Annotated in this window: 12 protein-coding genes and 2 pseudogenes; 7 read left to right on the top strand and 7 right to left on the bottom strand. The window is 59.9% G+C overall.

Annotation, left to right across the window (positions count from 1 at the left end):
* Positions 1-36 precede the first annotated feature (36 nt).
* Positions 37-960 carry a universal stress protein gene (locus tag MA884_RS00995; protein WP_256228527.1) on the bottom strand — a complete coding sequence of 308 codons (924 nt, stop codon included), beginning with the start codon at positions 958-960 and terminating at the stop codon, positions 37-39.
* Between the two features lie 236 nt (positions 961-1,196).
* Between MA884_RS00995 and MA884_RS00990 the strand changes: the two genes are divergently transcribed.
* Positions 1,197-2,441 carry a DUF4010 domain-containing protein gene (locus tag MA884_RS00990; protein WP_256228525.1) on the top strand — a complete coding sequence of 415 codons (1,245 nt, stop codon included), beginning with the start codon at positions 1,197-1,199 and terminating at the stop codon, positions 2,439-2,441.
* Positions 2,442-2,531: 90 nt separating this feature from the next.
* On the opposite strand, the gene MA884_RS00985 is transcribed toward MA884_RS00990, so the two are convergent.
* From MA884_RS00985 to MA884_RS00975, 3 genes are all read right to left on the bottom strand, one after another.
* The gene (locus MA884_RS00985) at positions 2,532-4,133 is read right to left on the bottom strand and encodes a hybrid sensor histidine kinase/response regulator (RefSeq protein ID WP_256228523.1); all 1,602 of its coding nucleotides are present in this window, start codon (positions 4,131-4,133) and stop codon (positions 2,532-2,534) included.
* Between the two features lie 85 nt (positions 4,134-4,218).
* The gene (locus tag MA884_RS00980; RefSeq protein WP_256228521.1) at positions 4,219-4,707 is read right to left on the bottom strand and encodes a hypothetical protein; all 489 of its coding nucleotides are present in this window, start codon (positions 4,705-4,707) and stop codon (positions 4,219-4,221) included.
* 370 nt (positions 4,708-5,077) lie between these two features.
* Positions 5,078-5,728 carry a response regulator transcription factor gene (locus MA884_RS00975; protein WP_256228757.1) on the bottom strand — a complete coding sequence of 217 codons (651 nt, stop codon included), beginning with the start codon at positions 5,726-5,728 and terminating at the stop codon, positions 5,078-5,080.
* Positions 5,729-5,932: 204 nt separating this feature from the next.
* On the opposite strand from MA884_RS00975, the gene MA884_RS00970 reads away from it, so the two are divergent.
* The 3 genes from MA884_RS00970 (at position 5,933) to MA884_RS00960 (ending at position 10,504) form a co-directional block, all read left to right on the top strand.
* Positions 5,933-7,855, top strand: a complete 1,923-nt coding sequence (locus MA884_RS00970; protein ID WP_256228520.1) for a PAS domain S-box protein — start codon at positions 5,933-5,935, stop codon at positions 7,853-7,855.
* Positions 7,852-8,214 carry a response regulator gene (locus MA884_RS00965; RefSeq protein ID WP_256228518.1) on the top strand — a complete coding sequence of 121 codons (363 nt, stop codon included), beginning with the start codon at positions 7,852-7,854 and terminating at the stop codon, positions 8,212-8,214. Before MA884_RS00970 ends, MA884_RS00965 begins: the two co-directional genes overlap by 4 nt.
* Positions 8,215-8,452: 238 nt before the next feature.
* On the top strand, positions 8,453-10,504 hold the full coding sequence (locus MA884_RS00960; protein WP_256228516.1) for a pyridoxamine 5'-phosphate oxidase family protein: 2,052 nt from the start codon (positions 8,453-8,455) through the stop codon (positions 10,502-10,504).
* Between the two features lie 169 nt (positions 10,505-10,673).
* Here MA884_RS00960 and MA884_RS00955 read toward each other — a convergent pair.
* Positions 10,674-11,383 (bottom strand): annotated as a pseudogene (locus tag MA884_RS00955) (cupin domain-containing protein).
* A gap of 40 nt (positions 11,384-11,423) precedes the next feature.
* On the opposite strand from MA884_RS00955, the pseudogene MA884_RS00950 reads away from it, so the two are divergent.
* The 3 genes and pseudogenes from MA884_RS00950 to MA884_RS00940 all read left to right on the top strand — a co-directional run.
* Positions 11,424-11,642: pseudogene (locus tag MA884_RS00950) on the top strand (carboxymuconolactone decarboxylase family protein); the annotation flags it as partial.
* Between the two features lie 151 nt (positions 11,643-11,793).
* On the top strand, positions 11,794-12,237 hold the full coding sequence (locus MA884_RS00945; protein WP_256228514.1) for an HIT family protein: 444 nt from the start codon (positions 11,794-11,796) through the stop codon (positions 12,235-12,237).
* A gap of 108 nt (positions 12,238-12,345) precedes the next feature.
* Positions 12,346-13,074 carry a hypothetical protein gene (locus tag MA884_RS00940; RefSeq protein ID WP_256228513.1) on the top strand — a complete coding sequence of 243 codons (729 nt, stop codon included), beginning with the start codon at positions 12,346-12,348 and terminating at the stop codon, positions 13,072-13,074.
* Between the two features lie 96 nt (positions 13,075-13,170).
* Here the strand turns inward: MA884_RS00940 and MA884_RS00935 are convergent, their stop codons facing one another.
* Positions 13,171-14,421 (bottom strand): MFS transporter, encoded by a 1,251-nt coding sequence (locus MA884_RS00935; protein WP_256228511.1) that lies wholly within the window; start codon positions 14,419-14,421, stop codon positions 13,171-13,173.
* A gap of 140 nt (positions 14,422-14,561) precedes the next feature.
* Positions 14,562-16,328, bottom strand: coding sequence for a S8/S53 family peptidase (locus MA884_RS00930; RefSeq protein WP_256228509.1), 1,767 nt, complete (start codon positions 16,326-16,328; stop codon positions 14,562-14,564).
* Positions 16,329-16,392: the final 64 nt, after the last annotated feature.

Raw genomic sequence — 16,392 nt, 5'->3', positions numbered from 1 at the left:
TTCCCTGTGCTCATTACACTGTTGGCGTTCATGCCTTCAACCGACCTGCTGCGGCGCAATCACCCACAAGCTGCACGGCATCTTGTACAGCAGGCCTTCCACGGTGCTACCGATCAGCTTGTCCAGGCCTGTGTAGCGCACGCGACCCATGACAATGACATCAATCTCATGGGATGCCGCGTAGCTGGCCAGCACCTTGGCCGGGTCGCCCATGATCATGCGTCGTTGGTCCGGCGCGATGCCGTTGCGCTCGGCCAGCGTATCGAAGGCTTCGCCCTGGGATTCGAAGAGTTGTCGGGCCAGGGTGGAGGAAAAGAACATCGAGCCGCTGCCGAAACCGTATTCGGAGGCGGTGATGGACGACAAGTCATAAGCGTAGATGACTTCCAGGCTCGCATCGCAGGAAGCGGCCAGTTTGTTGGCTTCGCTCAGGATCCGGTCGTTGAGGCCTTCGTAGCGGCCGTCGAGATGAAAGGGGTCAATGGCCGCCAGAATTTTGCGCGGACGGGCGTGAGTGACCTTGTTGACGAAATGCAGCGGTACTTCGCTCTCGCGAAGCAGATGCACATCCAGTGGGGTGAACATCAGGCGCGAGAACCAGGATTCATGCTCTACCGTCTTGATCAGGGCATCCATCGGCTGCTCCTTGAGATGGACCAGAATCTCCTGCAGCGGGCGCTCGACCCATGCCACTTCGGTCGTAACTTCGATGCCCAGCTTGCGCAGTGGCCGGGCCTGCTCCTCCAGCCAGTGGCGATGGCGTTCAACGTAACCCAGGCGCATCTGCTCCAGGGCTTGCTCATTGACCAGGTTGGCGGTCGCCAGGCCTTCGAGGTAATCGAAGGCAACGATATGCAGCGCGGCGCCTTCGGCCTTGGCCAGCGCCGCTGCCCGGTCGAAAGCCGGACTGTGTTCCATCAGCGGCGAGACGACCAACATCAAGCGTGATTGCGTGGACATGACAAACCTCCCGAGCATGGACGTATGGGTACCCGACGGCCTTCACGCCGCGTGGAGTCAGGGTTTGATCATGATCGTATCGGGCATCGGTCACTTGATTTACATCAAGCTCACGCCAGAAGCGTGGCATCAATGCGCACGGCGCCTGGCAATAGCGCTATGTTTGATCATGAAACCCTCCCAGGGGCTACCCTGGACTCAGGTACAACCGGAACACTCAGTATAGAACCGAGGCTATGAGCGAAACCCTGGGCTTTGCCAATGCCGCCGCTGCGCTCGGAATCGGTCTGTTGATCGGGCTCGAACGCGAGCGACGCAAGGGCGAGGGCGCCCGGCGCGACTTCGCCGGTCTGCGGACCTTTGCCATTACCTCGTTGCTGGGGTACGTCACGGTCCAGGCTGGCGGGGTTTTGCTGCTGGGATTCGTGGCGCTTGCGCTGGGGGCATTGGTCACGGCGGCGTATTGGCGAAACCTCGACCAGGACCCCGGTATCACCAGCGAAGTGGCGTTATTCGCGGCGCTGGCGTTGGGGGCGCTCTGCATGACCGCCCCGGCCCTCGCGATCGCGATTGGCGTGGTGATGGCCGGCCTGCTCGCCAGTCGCCAGGCGTTGCACCATTTTGCCCGGGATCAATTGACCGCTTCCGAGATGCGCGACGGGCTGGTGCTGTTGATCGCCGCGCTGGTTGTGTTGCCGCTGGTGCCGGATCGTTTTCTCGGACCTTACGATGCGATCAACCTGCGCACCATCTGTATGTTGACGGTCATGTTGATGGCGGTGGGCGCGCTGGGGCACGTTGCGGTCCGGACCCTTGGTACGCGCTACGGCTATGCCCTGGGTGCAATTGCCTCTGGTTTTGCCTCCGCTACAGTCACCGTCGCGGCGATGGGCAACATTGCTGCCAAGGAGCCTTTAAATCTCAAGACGCTGAGTGCCGCCGCGGTGTTAGCCAATCTGGCGACTGTGGCCCAGATCGGCCTGATCCTCGCTGCCGTGGAGCCCGGGCTGTTGCGTTGGATGTTGGGGCCGTTGCTGTGCGGCATATTGATGACGCTGCTCTACGCTGGCGTGCTGATGTTTCCTCGGCCCAGAGGGCGAGCCGAGGAACCGATCAAGGACGGCGGAGCCTTCAGCCTCAAATTGGCCTTGACCGTTGCCCTGGCGATGACGGGGATTACCGTCCTGTCGTCGGCGATGCTCGATGGCTTCGGGCAGGGCGGTGTGATCGTGACCGCGATATTCAGTGGACTGGCTGATGCTCATGCCTCGACAGCCTCCATCGCCTCCCTGGCAAAATCAGGTTTGTTGCCCATGGACGGCGTTGCCGTGCCAGCCCTGATGGCAATGAGTAGCAACTCCTTGAGCAAATGCGTGGTGGCTTGTCTCAGCGGTGGGCGGCGTTTTGCCGGGTATGTCATTCCGGGGCAGGTGTTGGTGACGCTGGCGATGTGGGCCGGGCTTCTGATTCCGCGTTTGTGAGCCAATCGCTCGACTGACCGGCTCACACTCAATCTCTGTGGGAACCGAGCTTGCTGGCGATAGCGCTGCTGGGATTTTCGAAGCGTCGAGCTACCTCTGTCCCTCTGTTTTGACCAATTCCAGCAATACAGTGCGTAGTTCCGGCGGTCGCACCGGCTTGGCCAAAACCGAAATTTGCAGGCTTTGCAGGGACTCGCGTATCCGCTCTACCTGATGCCCGGTAATGACCAGCGCAGGGACTTCCCAGCCGCGCTGCTCGCGTATCGCTGCGATGCACTCGGAACCTGAAACCTTCGTACCCAGGTCGAAGTCGGCGATGATGATGTCGCAATTGCTGGTCAGCCCTTCGCCGTCGTTGTGGGTTTGCACCTGGCAACCCCACTTTTCCAGCAGTGTCGAGGTCGCCATCAAGACGTTGGTATCGTCTTCCACCAGGCACACACGCAAGCCATTCAGGCGGCTGTGGGCCGTCGTCACCTTGCGCGCCATGACCTTCGGTATCGCTTGCTCCAGGCCGCTGATCGCCACCTTGGTCCCCTGTCCGACCCTGGAATGGATGTGGATATCGACATTGAGTAACCGGCTGATGCGCTTGACGATGGACAGCCCAAGGCCCAACCCCTCGACATCCTTGTCGCGTACATGCCGTACCCGGTAAAACTCCTTGAACACCTCGGGCAAATGCTCGGCGGCGATACCACGTCCTTTGTCGTAGATCACCACGGCCAGGCCTGCGCCCTGGCGACGGACGCCGATCAACACCGGTCGGCCTGGCGCATATTTGAGTGCATTGGACAGCAGGTTCTGGACCATGGTGGTTAACAATCCAGGATTGACGTTTACCCAATAAGGGCTGGCGCGCAAGCGCAGCTCAACCCCCGCCCAGCGCGCCGCCTCGGTGTTCTGTTCGACGATGTCCTGCAGCAGCGTGCCCAAATGGACCGTGTCTGTCTGCGGCACCAGCTTGCCGTGGTCCAGAGTGTAGATATCGAGGATCGAGCGAAATAGCTGCGACACGGTGTGCAGCGAACGGTCGATGTTATCGACCAGACGCAACTCTTCCAGGCCAAGCCTGGCGTCGCGCAGGCAGGCGGTGAACAGGCCTATGGAGTGGATCGGTTGGCGCAGGTCATGGCTGGCCTGGGCCAGGAAACGAGACTTCTCCAGGTTGGCCGTGATCGCCTCCTCGGAGGCTATTCGCGTGCGTTTGAGCAGAACGTGAGCATAGGCCGGCACCACGATGGTGGTTACGATCAACATCAGGAACATGTATGGCTGGGTCCGCCAGAACGGATTGAGCCAGAAAATCAGCACCAATGTCGACAGTGCGATGACGGTTGCCAGCGCCAGGTAGCGGGAGCCGAAACGCACGCCGTTGCCCAACGTAACCCAGAGTAGTGCCGCGTAAATGGGCAAGGCACCTTCGCCCCCCAGCACCATGGCGAAAGCGATGGCGCTGTAGTCATGGAGCATGGTGAAAAGGTGCCGCCAGAAGAAGTGCCCCGGCTTACGCTTGATGCGTATGCGCAGGAACACCGATGCAATGATGAAGGCCACGCTGTAAATGATGATCGGCATGTAGGTAGCGGCATCATCGGGCTCGACGCTAGCGAGGATGGTGATGTACAGCACCGCACAGGCACTGACGATCAGACGTAGCGTGGCCTGATTGAGTTCGCTGTTTTTTTCCACTGACCTTCAACCTCATGACCGGGTCGGCAACCCACGAGACCTATGCTGTCCATGGGCGAGCCGAACCGGTGGGTTGTTCTGAATCTTAGTAGACCCGGTAATATTTCACTACGTCGTCCACGAAATAGATCGTCAGAACTGTCCCCTGGGTCTGGCTCTGGGGCGTTCTGCTGCCGGTTACGCTGCTGACGTCATTGACCACGCGTTGCGCTTGGGACAGTTGCGCCGACGCCTCATACATTTTCAGTCTCGTCTCGGTCGATACATATTTGTGGGCCAGCTTCATGTACCTGTCCAGACCTTCTTCACCCTTTTCGTAAGTCCAATTCGATTCGTTGCTGGCACTGGTCGAATTGAGTTTTTCATTTGTGGGTACGCCAAACATTTGGGTGATCTGGCTTTTAGTCGTCTTGCCAGGATAGATCGTCTGCTTCAGATAAGTGATGTCGAATTTCTTGGCGCCAGGGTTCAAAGAGTTCATCAAATCACTGGTATTTGTGCAGCCGCTGATGAATCCAGCCAGCACGCACAGTGCCACTCCACTGCTAAGTGTTTTTCCATATTTGAAGGACATAGAGGCTCACCTTGAGTTGTGTTTTCAGGACCGTTCCATTCTTCGACCGAGCAGGCAGCGAAGTTGACCCAGCGTTGCGCAGCCAAGCGATCTGTTAACCCGATAGGGCCCGCAAGCCATAGAGCATCGATACGCGCGGTCACCTGCCCGGCGCATGGCTTATTTGTTGTCTAAGTGTTTTGAGTGCTCGCGTCAGCCTTTATAGAGCACGTGTAGATTAGGAGGCAGAGGCTGGCTGACGCTATAGCACAAGTGTGCTATAGCTTTGATCATGGGCGGTGAGGATAAGTCTTCATATGATCCTGGCGACCGCCGTACCGGTGTTTTTATACTGATGCTTTACACAAAGTTATGCTGAAGGTAAACGCGCCTACTGTTTGTGTTTCCCTGACCATCCGCCATCGGTTGGGAAGTTGGAGAATTGAGCCGCGGCGGCCGCGCGGGTCGGGACACCCAGGGCTTTGAGCAAGCTTGAAACATGGATGCGCACAGTGAAGGGTGAAATGCCAAGTTCCTTGGCGATTTCCTTGTTGGTCTTGCCATCCGCTATCAGGCCAAGCACTTGGCGTTGGCGCGCCGTCAGGTGGGAAAGCGCCTCTGGCTCCAGATCGTCCAGGATCGAATTATCCGTGTGGTATTTGACGATCACATCGCCTTCGCGAATCGCCATGATGGCTTCGGCGATGCCTGCGGGGTCGACATTCTTTCCGATAAAACCGTCAACACCCTGTGACATCACTTGGGAAATAACATCGATGTCGTCAACCATTGAGACCACAATGATCGAGGTGCGCTTGAACTCGTTGCGCAAATGGCCTAGGACCTGCAACGATTTGATACCGGGGAAGCGTAAATCAAGAATCAGCGTGTCCACCTCCGCGCCTGACCGCGCGAGAGCCAGCACCTCATCAAGGTTGCCAGCCTGTTCTATAGTGGCTGTCGGCAGAAGTCGCTCTATGGTTTTCAGCATCCCCTCGCGAAACAGTGGGTGGTCATCTGCCACGATTACCCTACACGTCATACTCAAGATCTCCTGATCTTCACGTCCGCGCATCGTAACCTAAAAACTGGAAAACCGAGTTTCAAGCCGGTATCGCTCAACTTACCGTGGAAATTTTCCAGAAAACGCCTCAGTCTGCCTGGATGTGCGAACCAAAGCTCACGACGTGCTGGTTTTATGAACTAGCAAAGCGGATAGGGATCAAGAGTTAAGCACTGCAGCTCTATGAAACATATCCGAACCCGCCTTCAAAAGGATATCCGAGCTGGAATCACCGACTCCGGCGCAAAACCGGGGGCGATGGGGAGCGTGGTCGTTTCAGCCAGGCGGATTGAGGATTACCAAATGTCGAACATTGAAGAGCTTCCCGTGGAAATCTGCGCACCGAGCGAATACGAGAGCCTGCTCACGCTGGGCGTGAGTGCGCTCGACGCCATCCCAGGGGCGGTATACCTCTGTGATCACGAGGGTTGGCTCGTCAGGTACAACAGTGAAGCGGCCGAACTATGGGGTAGGACTCCTGTTATCGGGGAAAACGGTGACCGCTTCTGCGGCTCGTACCGGCTTTCCTTGCCAGATGGTACGCCGCTGGCTTTCGAAGACAGCCCCATGGCTTTGGCGCTCACCACCGGCGCTGCGACACGCAATCAGGAAGTGATCATCCTGCGTCCGGACGGCACGCGGCTCGTGGCGCTTGTGAACATCCGAGCCCTCAGAGATCGGTGCGGGGTCATTCAAGGGGCGATCAACTGTTTCCAGGACGTCTCGGCGCACCATGCGATGGCCGAGGAGCTTCGACGCAAGAGCGCCGACCTCGAGGACTTTTTTGAAAACAGCGCGGTGGGGCTCCACATTGTCAGCAGCGCGGGCATTATCCAGCGTGCCAACAAGGCCGAGCTGAACATGCTGGGCTACACGGCTGAAGAGTATATCGGCCGCCACATTACCGAGTTTCATGTGGATGAGCCCGTTATCGGTGACATCCTCAACAAACTTGGCAGTGGCGAAAGCCTGGACAGCTACCCGGCGCGACTGAGAGCCAAAGACGGCACGATCAGGCATGTTGCGATTACCTCCAATGGACGGTTCGAAGACGGCAAGCTCTTCCACACGCGCTGCTTCACCATCGACGTCACCGTCGCCCAGCGAATGGAAAGCCAGATTCGTGAAAGCGAACGGCATATGCGCAATCTTCTCGAGGCTCTGCCCGCGGCGGTTTATACAACCGATGCACAAGGGCGCATCACCTTCTTCAATCGGGCGGCCGTGGAGTTGTCCGGGCGCACGCCTCAGTTGGGTGACCTGTGGTGCGTGACCTGGAAACTATTCAACACCGATGGAAGCGCGCTTGCCCACGACCAATGCCCGATGGCGGTGGCCTTGAAGGAGAATCGCCCGATACGCGGTGTCGAGGCCATTGCCGAGCGGCCGGATGGCACTCGTGTACCGTTTGCGCCTTATCCCACACCGCTGCATGACGCCGATGGCAACCTGGTGGGCGCCATCAACATGCTGGTGGACATCACCGAGCGAAAGCTGGCGGAGAACCGGCAGAAGACCCTGATTGACGAGCTCAACCATCGGGTCAAGAACACCCTGGCCACTGTGCAATCCCTGGCGGCGCAAACGGCGCGCAATGCCGAGGATGCGAACGACGGTTACAGGCGTTTCGAAGCCAGGCTGCTTGCGTTGTCCCGGGCCCACGATCTTCTGACCCGGCGCCATTGGGGGCAGACGCCAATGGGGTCCCTTGCCCATGAAGTGCTGATGCCGATATTCGGCCAGGAACCCGATCGAATCGTGGTTGAAGGCGACCCTGTCGATGTCAGTACCCGAGTCGCCCTCAACCTCACCATGACCCTCAATGAACTGGCGATCAATGCACTGAAATACGGAGCGATGTCAGTAGAGACGGGCACACTTTCAGTGAAGTGGGTTGTGCAACCACAATCCGATGGCATGCTACTGACCCTGGACTGGCGCGAGCAGGGTGGGCCACGGGTGGCCCAGCCCAAGCGGGAAGGGTTGGGTTCGCGTTTGATGAAACGCTGCATCGAGCGCGATTTGGGCGGGACATTTGACCTGACCTTCGACCCGAAGGGGGTTTGCTGCCGAATCTCGTTTCTGATCGGGGCGTCAAGCCCATGAGTGCGTTTCCCGGGGTCAGGGTGCTGCTGGTCGAGGACGAAGGCGCAATCGCCATGCTGGTCGAGCAAATGCTGGAAGAGCTCGAATGCGTGGTGGTGGCGTCAGTGGCACGGCTCGCTATGGCGTGCGAAGTAGCGAACCGGGTGGCAATTGACCTGGCCATTCTGGATGTCAACCTGGCCGGCGAGCGGGTTTTTCCGGTTGCCGAAATTCTCCAGGCCCGGCAGATTCCGTTTTTGTTCAGCACCGGATACGGTGCCCGCGGGCTGCCGAACGAGTTCGCCCATCGTCCCGTGTTGCACAAGCCATTCTCCGAAAACGATTTGCAACTGAAGATCGCTCTTGCACTGGGGCGCTGACCTTCAGCGGTGAACGGACCGACTGTCCGGCCCTGGTGATTGCCCCCGTACGCGTCCCTGGACGTGTTCATTCCAGTTTGTGAAACAGTGGATTGCAGTTCGTGCGTATTCCTCCCCAATCCCTTTGGGAAGAAGATAACCCCACCTGCAATGCACCCTCGGCAAGAGGCGTAGCGCAGTCCCCCTGACCGTAGCGTCTCAACGCAGTCTGCAAGGCTGCGGGCGCGAGGAGTAGCTGATGGACGAAGCCTCGAAACCACAACCCTCTCCCTGGCATGAAGGTGAACTGACCTTGCAGCGCTCGGTCGGTGCGGTCGACATGATGACCAGCGTTGGCCAGCGGCAATTGGCGCGGGACTGGATGCCGGACCAGCACCGGGAGTTCTACGCGCAACTACCTTTCGTGGTGTTGGGCACTGTTGACCGGCAAGGTGACGTGTGGGCGACCCTGCGCACCGGCAAACCCGGCTTCATGAGCTCACCTGATCCGCAAACCCTGCAGATCAATCTCAAGCCGCAACCCAGCGATCCGGCCCAGGAGGGAATGGGCGAGGGGGCTGCCATCGGCATGCTGGGTATCGAATTGCACACCCGCCGGCGCAATCGCATGAACGGCAACATTCGCCGTCTGCTCGGTAGCGGGTTGGAAATTTCCGTACGCCAGGCCTATGGCAATTGCCCTCGCTATATCAACCTGCGCCAATATTCCTTTGTCCGGGAACAGGCCGGCGACGCTCAGCACTTGGACGCGACGGACCCGCTGGCCCGGCGCCTGATCACGACGGCTGATTCGTTTTATATCGCCACCTATGTGGAGCGCGACGGCGAACGGCAGGTCGATGCATCCCACCGCGGCGGCAAGCCGGGTTTTGTGCGCATGGACGAGGACGGCACGCTGACCATTCCGGACTTCTCCGGAAACCTGTTCTTCAATACCCTGGGCAACATCCTGCTCAATCCCCGTGCGGGCCTTACCTTCATCGATTTCAAGACCGGCGATCTTCTGCAAATGACCGGTTCAGCCCAAGTGTTGCTGGAGGATCCCGAAATAGCAGCGTTCCAGGGTGCCGAGCGGCTGCTGCGCTTCAAGCCACAGCGCGTTGTTTACCGTCCGGCAGCAGTCCCGTTGCGTTGGAAGGACCAGAGCGCGGGCGACTCACCCTACTCATTGATGACCGGGAGCTGGGAACAGGCCGCTGAGCGCTTGCAGGCCGAAGCCCTGCGGACCCATTGGCGCCCATTGCGGGTCGTTCGTGTGGAGGATGAGAGCCAAAGTATTCGCTCCTTCTACCTGCAAGCGGCCGACGGAGCGGGCGTGCCCCGGTTTGACGCCGGCCAGCACTTGCCCGTGCGGATTTTGCTGGAGGGGCAGAAAGTCCCCTCGATTCGTACCTACAGCGTGTCCAGCGCGCCGTCGGATGATTTCCTGCGCATCAGCGTCAAGCGTGATGGCTTGGTCTCCGCGCATCTGCACGACCAGATTCAAGTGGCGCACGAGCTTGAGGCGCGAGCGCCCCAAGGGCATTTCACGGTTCAGGCCACTGAGCGGCGGCCCTTGGTGCTGCTGGCGGCGGGCGTGGGTGTGACGCCGCTGTTGTCGATGTTGCGCGAGGTGGTTTATCAGGGCCTGCGCATGAGCCGGATGCGTCCGGTCTGGATGGTGCAAAGCGCGCGTACGGTTGCCGACCTGGCCTTTCGCGAGGAAATCGATGAGCTGGTCAAGCGCGCCGCAGGCAAGGTAAAGGTACTGCGCCTGGTCAGCCAACCGCCCAGCGAAGGGGCCGGGCAAGGTTATGACGCGACGGGCAGGATCGATGTCGAGCTGCTCAAGCAACTGCTGGCGCTCGATGACTACGACTACTACCTGTGCGGCCCCGGCAGCTTCACCCAGTCGCTGTATGACGGGCTGCGCAAGTTGCGCATTCCTGACGATCGTATTCATGCTGAAACCTTTGGTCCGTCCACACTGGTGCGCGACGCCGAAGTCAGCGTGCCAGCGGCCCAGCAAGTGCCAGCGTCGAGCGAGGCGGTGAAGATATTGTTCGCCAGCTCAGGCAAGGAGGCACGCTGGGAACCTGGTAGCGGGACCCTGCTGGAACTTGCCGAGGCCCGGGGCCTGAGCCCTGAGTTCAGTTGCCGCGGCGGTTCGTGCGGCACCTGTAGAACCCGGTTGAGCCAGGGGCAGGTGCATTATCTGAATAGTCCGGCCGAGCCGGTTGCCGAAGATGAGGTACTGATTTGTTGCGCAGTGCCGGCGCAGGGCAGTGAGACCGTGGTTCTGGACGTTTGAGCAGGTGCCAATCTCTCGCCCCAATCGCCCAGCCCAACAGAACCCGTGGCGAGGGAGCTTGCTCCCGCTGGGCTGCGCAGCAGCCCCAAAAGAGCTGAATACAATCAGCCTGACACACCGCGATGGCAGACCTTAGGGCTGCTGCGCACCCCAGCTCCCTCGCCACAGGCTAGATCGTACGCCGCACCCTTCCTGGTGCTTGCCCATAAATCTCCTTGAATTTCATGCTGAACGCCGCCTGGGATTGGTAACCGACCTGCACGGCAATGTCGCTCCCAGACGTTTATCGCCCAACAGGGCTAGCGCGCCGCTGTCCTGGCCATGACTTGCCAGATGCGCACGCAGAATAAGCGTGAACAACGCCTGGGAAAGTGCATCGAGCAGAAAACGAGCGCCGACCTTGTCCTCATCGGCTTCCGCACGAATGACGTTCACCAGCGCGGGTAGCGGACCGTTGGCCGGTAGCGCGCCGCTGGGAATGACCAGGTATTCGGGCAGGGAGGCAAACAGCAGTGAGGCCCGATTGAAGTGAAAGTCGCCACACAGCATGTCCAGTTCGGCACTGGCGTTGCCAATACGATGGACCGGCAACGCGCCACCTGTGACGAGTTTCGGTGAGGTTGGCGCCACTGTTTTCCCAGGGCTGTGCATCAGGTGCCGCGCACCACGAGGCAGAAGCAGGATGTCACCTGCACGCATGGGTAAACGCTGCCCGTCGGGAAACTCCACCCGGCACTCTCCCGCCAACACGATGTGATAGGGCGCTCTGCCCAGGGCTTGCTGTTCATGATCCAGAGCCCAGTCGCCCTGTAACTGACAGCGTAGATCCAGGCTGCCGCGCACATTGGCCAGGCTGATGAGTCTATCGATCGCATTCATTTGAGAGCATTGCCAAAAAAACTGAGCGGATTGAACAAAAGATGCCAAGACTCGCGAACTGATTTCAATCGCGATCGCGGTCACCACCCGCTGCGATGGCTGTATCGCCGCGCACACCGACGCGGCGATCAAGGCGGGTGCCAGCCGCGAAGAGGTGGCCGCCGCCCTGGCAACCGCGATCTCGCTGAATGCCGGCGCCGCGTACATTTATTCGCTGCGTTCGCTTGAAGCCTATGACACGTTGAAAAACCGGGCGTGACGCCACGCCACTTCAGGCCCCGGCACTGCAAAGTGCCGGGGCTTTTGCCCGTTTTATGGAAAACAGCCAGTTGATTGTGCTAAACCTTCTGATCGATCGATGCCGGCTTGCTGGCAGTCAACTGTCCTAACAACCGCTTAAGGGAATGATCATGAGCCTGCACGGCGATTACGATCCGCAGAACATCTTCGCGCTAATCCTTCGCGGCGACGCGCCGTGCTACAAGATTTACGAAGACGCCGATGTATTGGCCTTTCTGGATATTTTTCCTCAATCGCGCGGCCACGTCCTGGTGATTCCCAAAGCGTCTCAGGCTCGAAATATTCTTGATGTCGAGCCTGCGGCCCTCGATGCGATGATGTCTGCGGTGCAGCGGCTCACGCGAATCGTCGTGGACGAGTTGAAGCCCGATGGCGTGCAAATCGCGCAGTTCAACGGGGCTACGGCCGGGCAGACGGTCTACCACATTCATGTACACATCGTCCCGCGCTGGGAGGGCGAGGAGGCGGGTATACATGGGCGGGGCAAGGCCGATCCCGAGGAGCTCAAATTGCTGCAGGCACGTCTGGTCGAGCGCATCCGTGCAGAGGGCTAGCGCTGGCCCGATCCTGCCGGCGTCTGCACGCAGCGGGAGCAATCACCTAAAGCTTGCTCCCCAGCCGTCGATACATTGGAAGAACCCGCCAATCATGGACTGATGAACATGGTACTTTCCGTAAGCGCTTCCTATATCCCTCCTGCCAATACCAGCCTTACCCCTTCCGCGCAGAAGTTGACCCCCGAACCTCTGACTGACGCTGCGAAACAAGCCCTGGCAAACGCCACCCCAGCCGCGATCTACCACCCCAGCGAAGAAGCCAAGGAATTGCTGGGAGAGCCGCAGGTTATCGAAACCTGGGTCGGTCGATCCCAGTCACCAGAGTTCCCCCGGCTTGCCGAGATCACCAACAATGCTCTACAGACGCTGAGGGCCTCTTTCGAAGAGTTCCAGTCGATGCTGGCAACGGAGTATCCGGATCTGGCGAGCAAGAAGTTTGGCTTCACTATCGAGGCCGATGGCAAGTTGAAGGTCCTCGACACTGCAAAGCAATTGAGCGTGGCAGACACCGCACGACTGACTGAGTTACTCAATGAATCCAGCACTCTGAAAACCGCATCAAGCGCCTTTCGCGATGCGTCTATCGACATGGTAGATGCCGACTCGCCCTGGTCCGGCAGCTACCTGGGCCGCTACAGCCTGACCCAGGAGAATTTCGCCAAGAGCATTGATCTGGCGGCGCTGGTCATCCCCAAGGGGACGGTGCCGAATAAGGAGCAGTACGACGGAATGTTTTTCAATCAACTGGCTGCAAAAGGTGAATTGGCGACGCGGGAGACGGAAGCGGCGATGTTGGCAAGACGTGCTGCCCAGGCGTTTACGGCTCAGGCGTGAGTCGCTTTGTCAGCATCCCCTGCGCCACTGCCCGAGTTCTCGGGTCATTGAGACGGGAGAGGTCAGACAGTAAGACTGCCTGACCAAGGTAGAGCGTCAGTACACGGTTTTCTTGAAAGGGCGGGTGACCACGCCTTTGTAGAACGCCAGAATCGCGAGGCCTTGCACCACGACGGCGGCAATCACGATAGCGGCGATGGCCTGGCTCGGTTCGGCAAAGACCGAACGGACCAGGCCGAAGAACGCCGGGGCGAAGGCGTAGGTGGCTTGACTGATTGCGACCATCAGTGCAATCACTTTGGCGGTTTGTTCACGGCTGAACTCAGCCTGGGCAATCAGCGGCGGCAATGAAGTGGCGTTGCCAATCCCCGAACCGATTAACACCACCGCCACCCAGGCGACCGCCGGGTGGATATCCAGGCCCAGGAGCATCAGTGTTCCAAGCATCTGAATCCCATAACCCAGACAGGCCAGTTGACGGCGGTTGATGCCCTGGGTCATCAAGCGTGCGGCCACGTAACGCCCGCCCATGGCGCTGGCGGTGGCCAGGCCCATTGCGTATGAGGCGTCATGGGAGCCCATGCGTCCCGCCAGAATCGAATACAGGTGCGCGATCAAGCCTATCTGGGCGAACAGCCCCAGGGACATGCCCGCTGCCAGGGAACGGAAATTTGCCGACTTGAGGGTTTGCGCCGCAGTCCAGGGGGCGGCGCTCGTGCCAGTGGCTACCGGTTCTGGTTGGTCGGCGTTGTCAGGATACTGACCGAGGCTTTGAGGGCTTTTATTGAAAACCAGAAAGGCGAAGCTACCCAGCAGCACCACGGCTACGAGGCTGATCACCAGCGCCGCCGTGGCAAAGCCAAAACGCTCGATCAGCAACACCCATAACGGCGAGAAAATCACCCCACCCATGCTGGCGCCGTTGTAAGCCTTGCCCAAGGCCTTGGGCCGTTCCTTGATATACCAGGGGGCGATCAGGGTGTTAACGGCTGCGGCGCCTAATGTCACCCAACCGATGCCCGAGCAGATGGCCCCGGCATACAGCACCCATAATTGGCTGGCCTGCGCCCAGATATTCACCCCGACCCCCAGCACCACGCAGCCCAGCAGGGTAATGACCGGCACACCGAAGCGCGCGTAGAGCCGGGGCAGGTTGGCGATGACCAGCGTGCCGCTGAGAAAGTGCACCGTAACGGCCGCCGACACCTGGGCAACCGGCCAGCCGGTGTGATCCATAACGGCTTGCATATAGATCGGCGGTCCATAGAAACCGACTCCCCAACCGATCATTGCCAGGATGAATGTGCAGGTCAGTACGGTCTTTCCAAAAAAACGGGTGGGCTTCATCGCCATCTCCTCCATGTGGGCTCACAGGTTATGCACCTGCTGCATCGCTCACTTCGAGGAGGGTCAAACTATGGATGTTGTTGTGCCTGATGCTGGTTATCCCGCGCCCGGTGCCCTGCGCCAGGTGCCCTGCGCCCGATTCAGCGCACGCGCGTGCGGCTCTGCTCCGCCAGATCCAGCGCTTTTTGCATGTCCAGCCGCGCCGAACGCCCCACGTCCTTGTCGTTGAGCTGATAGCGGCGCTCCGACGGCAGGATGGGCGCGGTGAGGTCCTCCCCATCCATCCGTTCGAAGTCGTGATTCTCACCGATGGTCATGGCGCTGCGCCGTAGCAGCATGCGTAACTGCTCGGGCTGAAGTTGCGGGTTGATGGACAGCATCGCCGCCAGCAGGCCCGCGACCATGGGCGTGGCATAGGACGTGCCGCAATGCACTGCCCCGTTTTCGCCGGCGCGGGTGGTCGAGGCGTGGGCGCAAGCGGCGGCGGTGATATCCACGCGCATGTCGATGTTCGAGGAGCTGCGCTTGACCGCATAGCCTGGGTCATCGACGGCAACCCCGGCGCGCTCGCTGCGCTGGTGCCCGCCGACCACCAGCAGTTGTTCGGTAATGAACGAAGAGGGCAGGCGGTATTCATCGCTGCCCGAGAACGAAGACCCATTGCCGGCGGAGTTCACCACCACCACGTCGGGATGCTCCTTGCGCAGCCACAGGAAAAACTCCTCCAGCAGTTCCTCGTAACCGCTCATGGCGATGCCTGAGCGCAACAGCGAGTCCACCTCATCCCCCTTGACGTTTTTTGCGCCAACACGGTGGATGCCCCAGCTCCAGTTGAGCACCCGCACGCCGTCCTCCACGAGGTTGACCGAGGCGGCGATGTTGGCAGTGATCCCGGCATCGGAGTTGCGCTCGACAATGACCTCGAAACCACCGCTGGCTTTGTCCAGACCCCGGAGAAAGCCAGTGTTTCCACCGTCATCCCAGCGCGCGGCGAGAATGCCGGCGACGGTGGTGCCGTGGTTGTCCGGCGTGTTCGCATTGCGCGCATAGACGCAGGTGCGCGGCATCGAGCAGCCGCCGAGGTAGTCGGCGAAATCGGCGGTGTCGAAATCCACGTTACGTTCGATCAGGCCGATGCGCACCGGTTGCGGCCGGGTGGGCGGTTGTCGCGCGGGAATGCGCCGCTGGTAGTAGTTCACCGCGTCGAGAAAACGGTTGGCGGCCCATTCATCCGAGTCCAGGGCCGGCTTCTTCGGCTCTTCAGGATGGGCGCTGGCTTGCTCCGCCTCTTCTGCCGCCGACTCCTCGATCACCACGGCATCGACGCTGGTTTCGCTGCCCATCCGTAGCACCAGCGCGTCGCGCTGCACCAGGTCCTTGGCGGGTAGCCGAAGCTGATACAGGTTCAGGGGGGCAATACTGCCGACCACCTTGGCGCCGTATTTTTGGGCAAGACGCTCAGCTTCCTGGCGCCCATCCTGATTCTCCTCGATCAGCAGGCTGACCAGATCGACGTAGGTGCTCAAACCGTCCATGTTCTTCGCCACCTCGTCCGGTCCGGCGGCCAGTACGTGATTGTTGCGCAGGCTCAGCCAGGCTGCATTGCTGGCGCGCGGGCCGTCCTCCAGCCAGAGAGGGCCACTCTGGAAACTTGCGCTGTCCAGGCGCAGTCGCAGGGTTTCCCCTTTGCGCTGGACAGTGTGCGCGGGTAGCACCTTTTCACCCAGTTTCAGTTGTGGCGTTTGATTACCCAACCCGCGCACTGTCAGGCACCAGTCCTGGTGCTGGCTTTGCAGCAGGTCACCGCAGCGGTCCAGACGTTCCAGGCGCAGCGGTTCTTGCGCGGCGGCCGCCGTGTGGGCGGCCAGCGTGAGCAACGTAACGAGAACAGCGGATCGTAAGGACATAAGTCAGGTTTTTTTGCCTAGGGGCCTGGTGTTCCGACTGCCCCGTGGGTTGATTCGTTCAGCG

The sequence above is a fragment of the Pseudomonas sp. Q11 genome, from assembly GCF_024494355.1.
GTDB classification, from domain to species: Bacteria; Pseudomonadota; Gammaproteobacteria; order Pseudomonadales; family Pseudomonadaceae; genus Aquipseudomonas; species Aquipseudomonas hefeiensis.
Note: the sequence above shows the minus strand (reverse complement) of the source record. Positions and strands in the feature narration are given on the sequence as shown.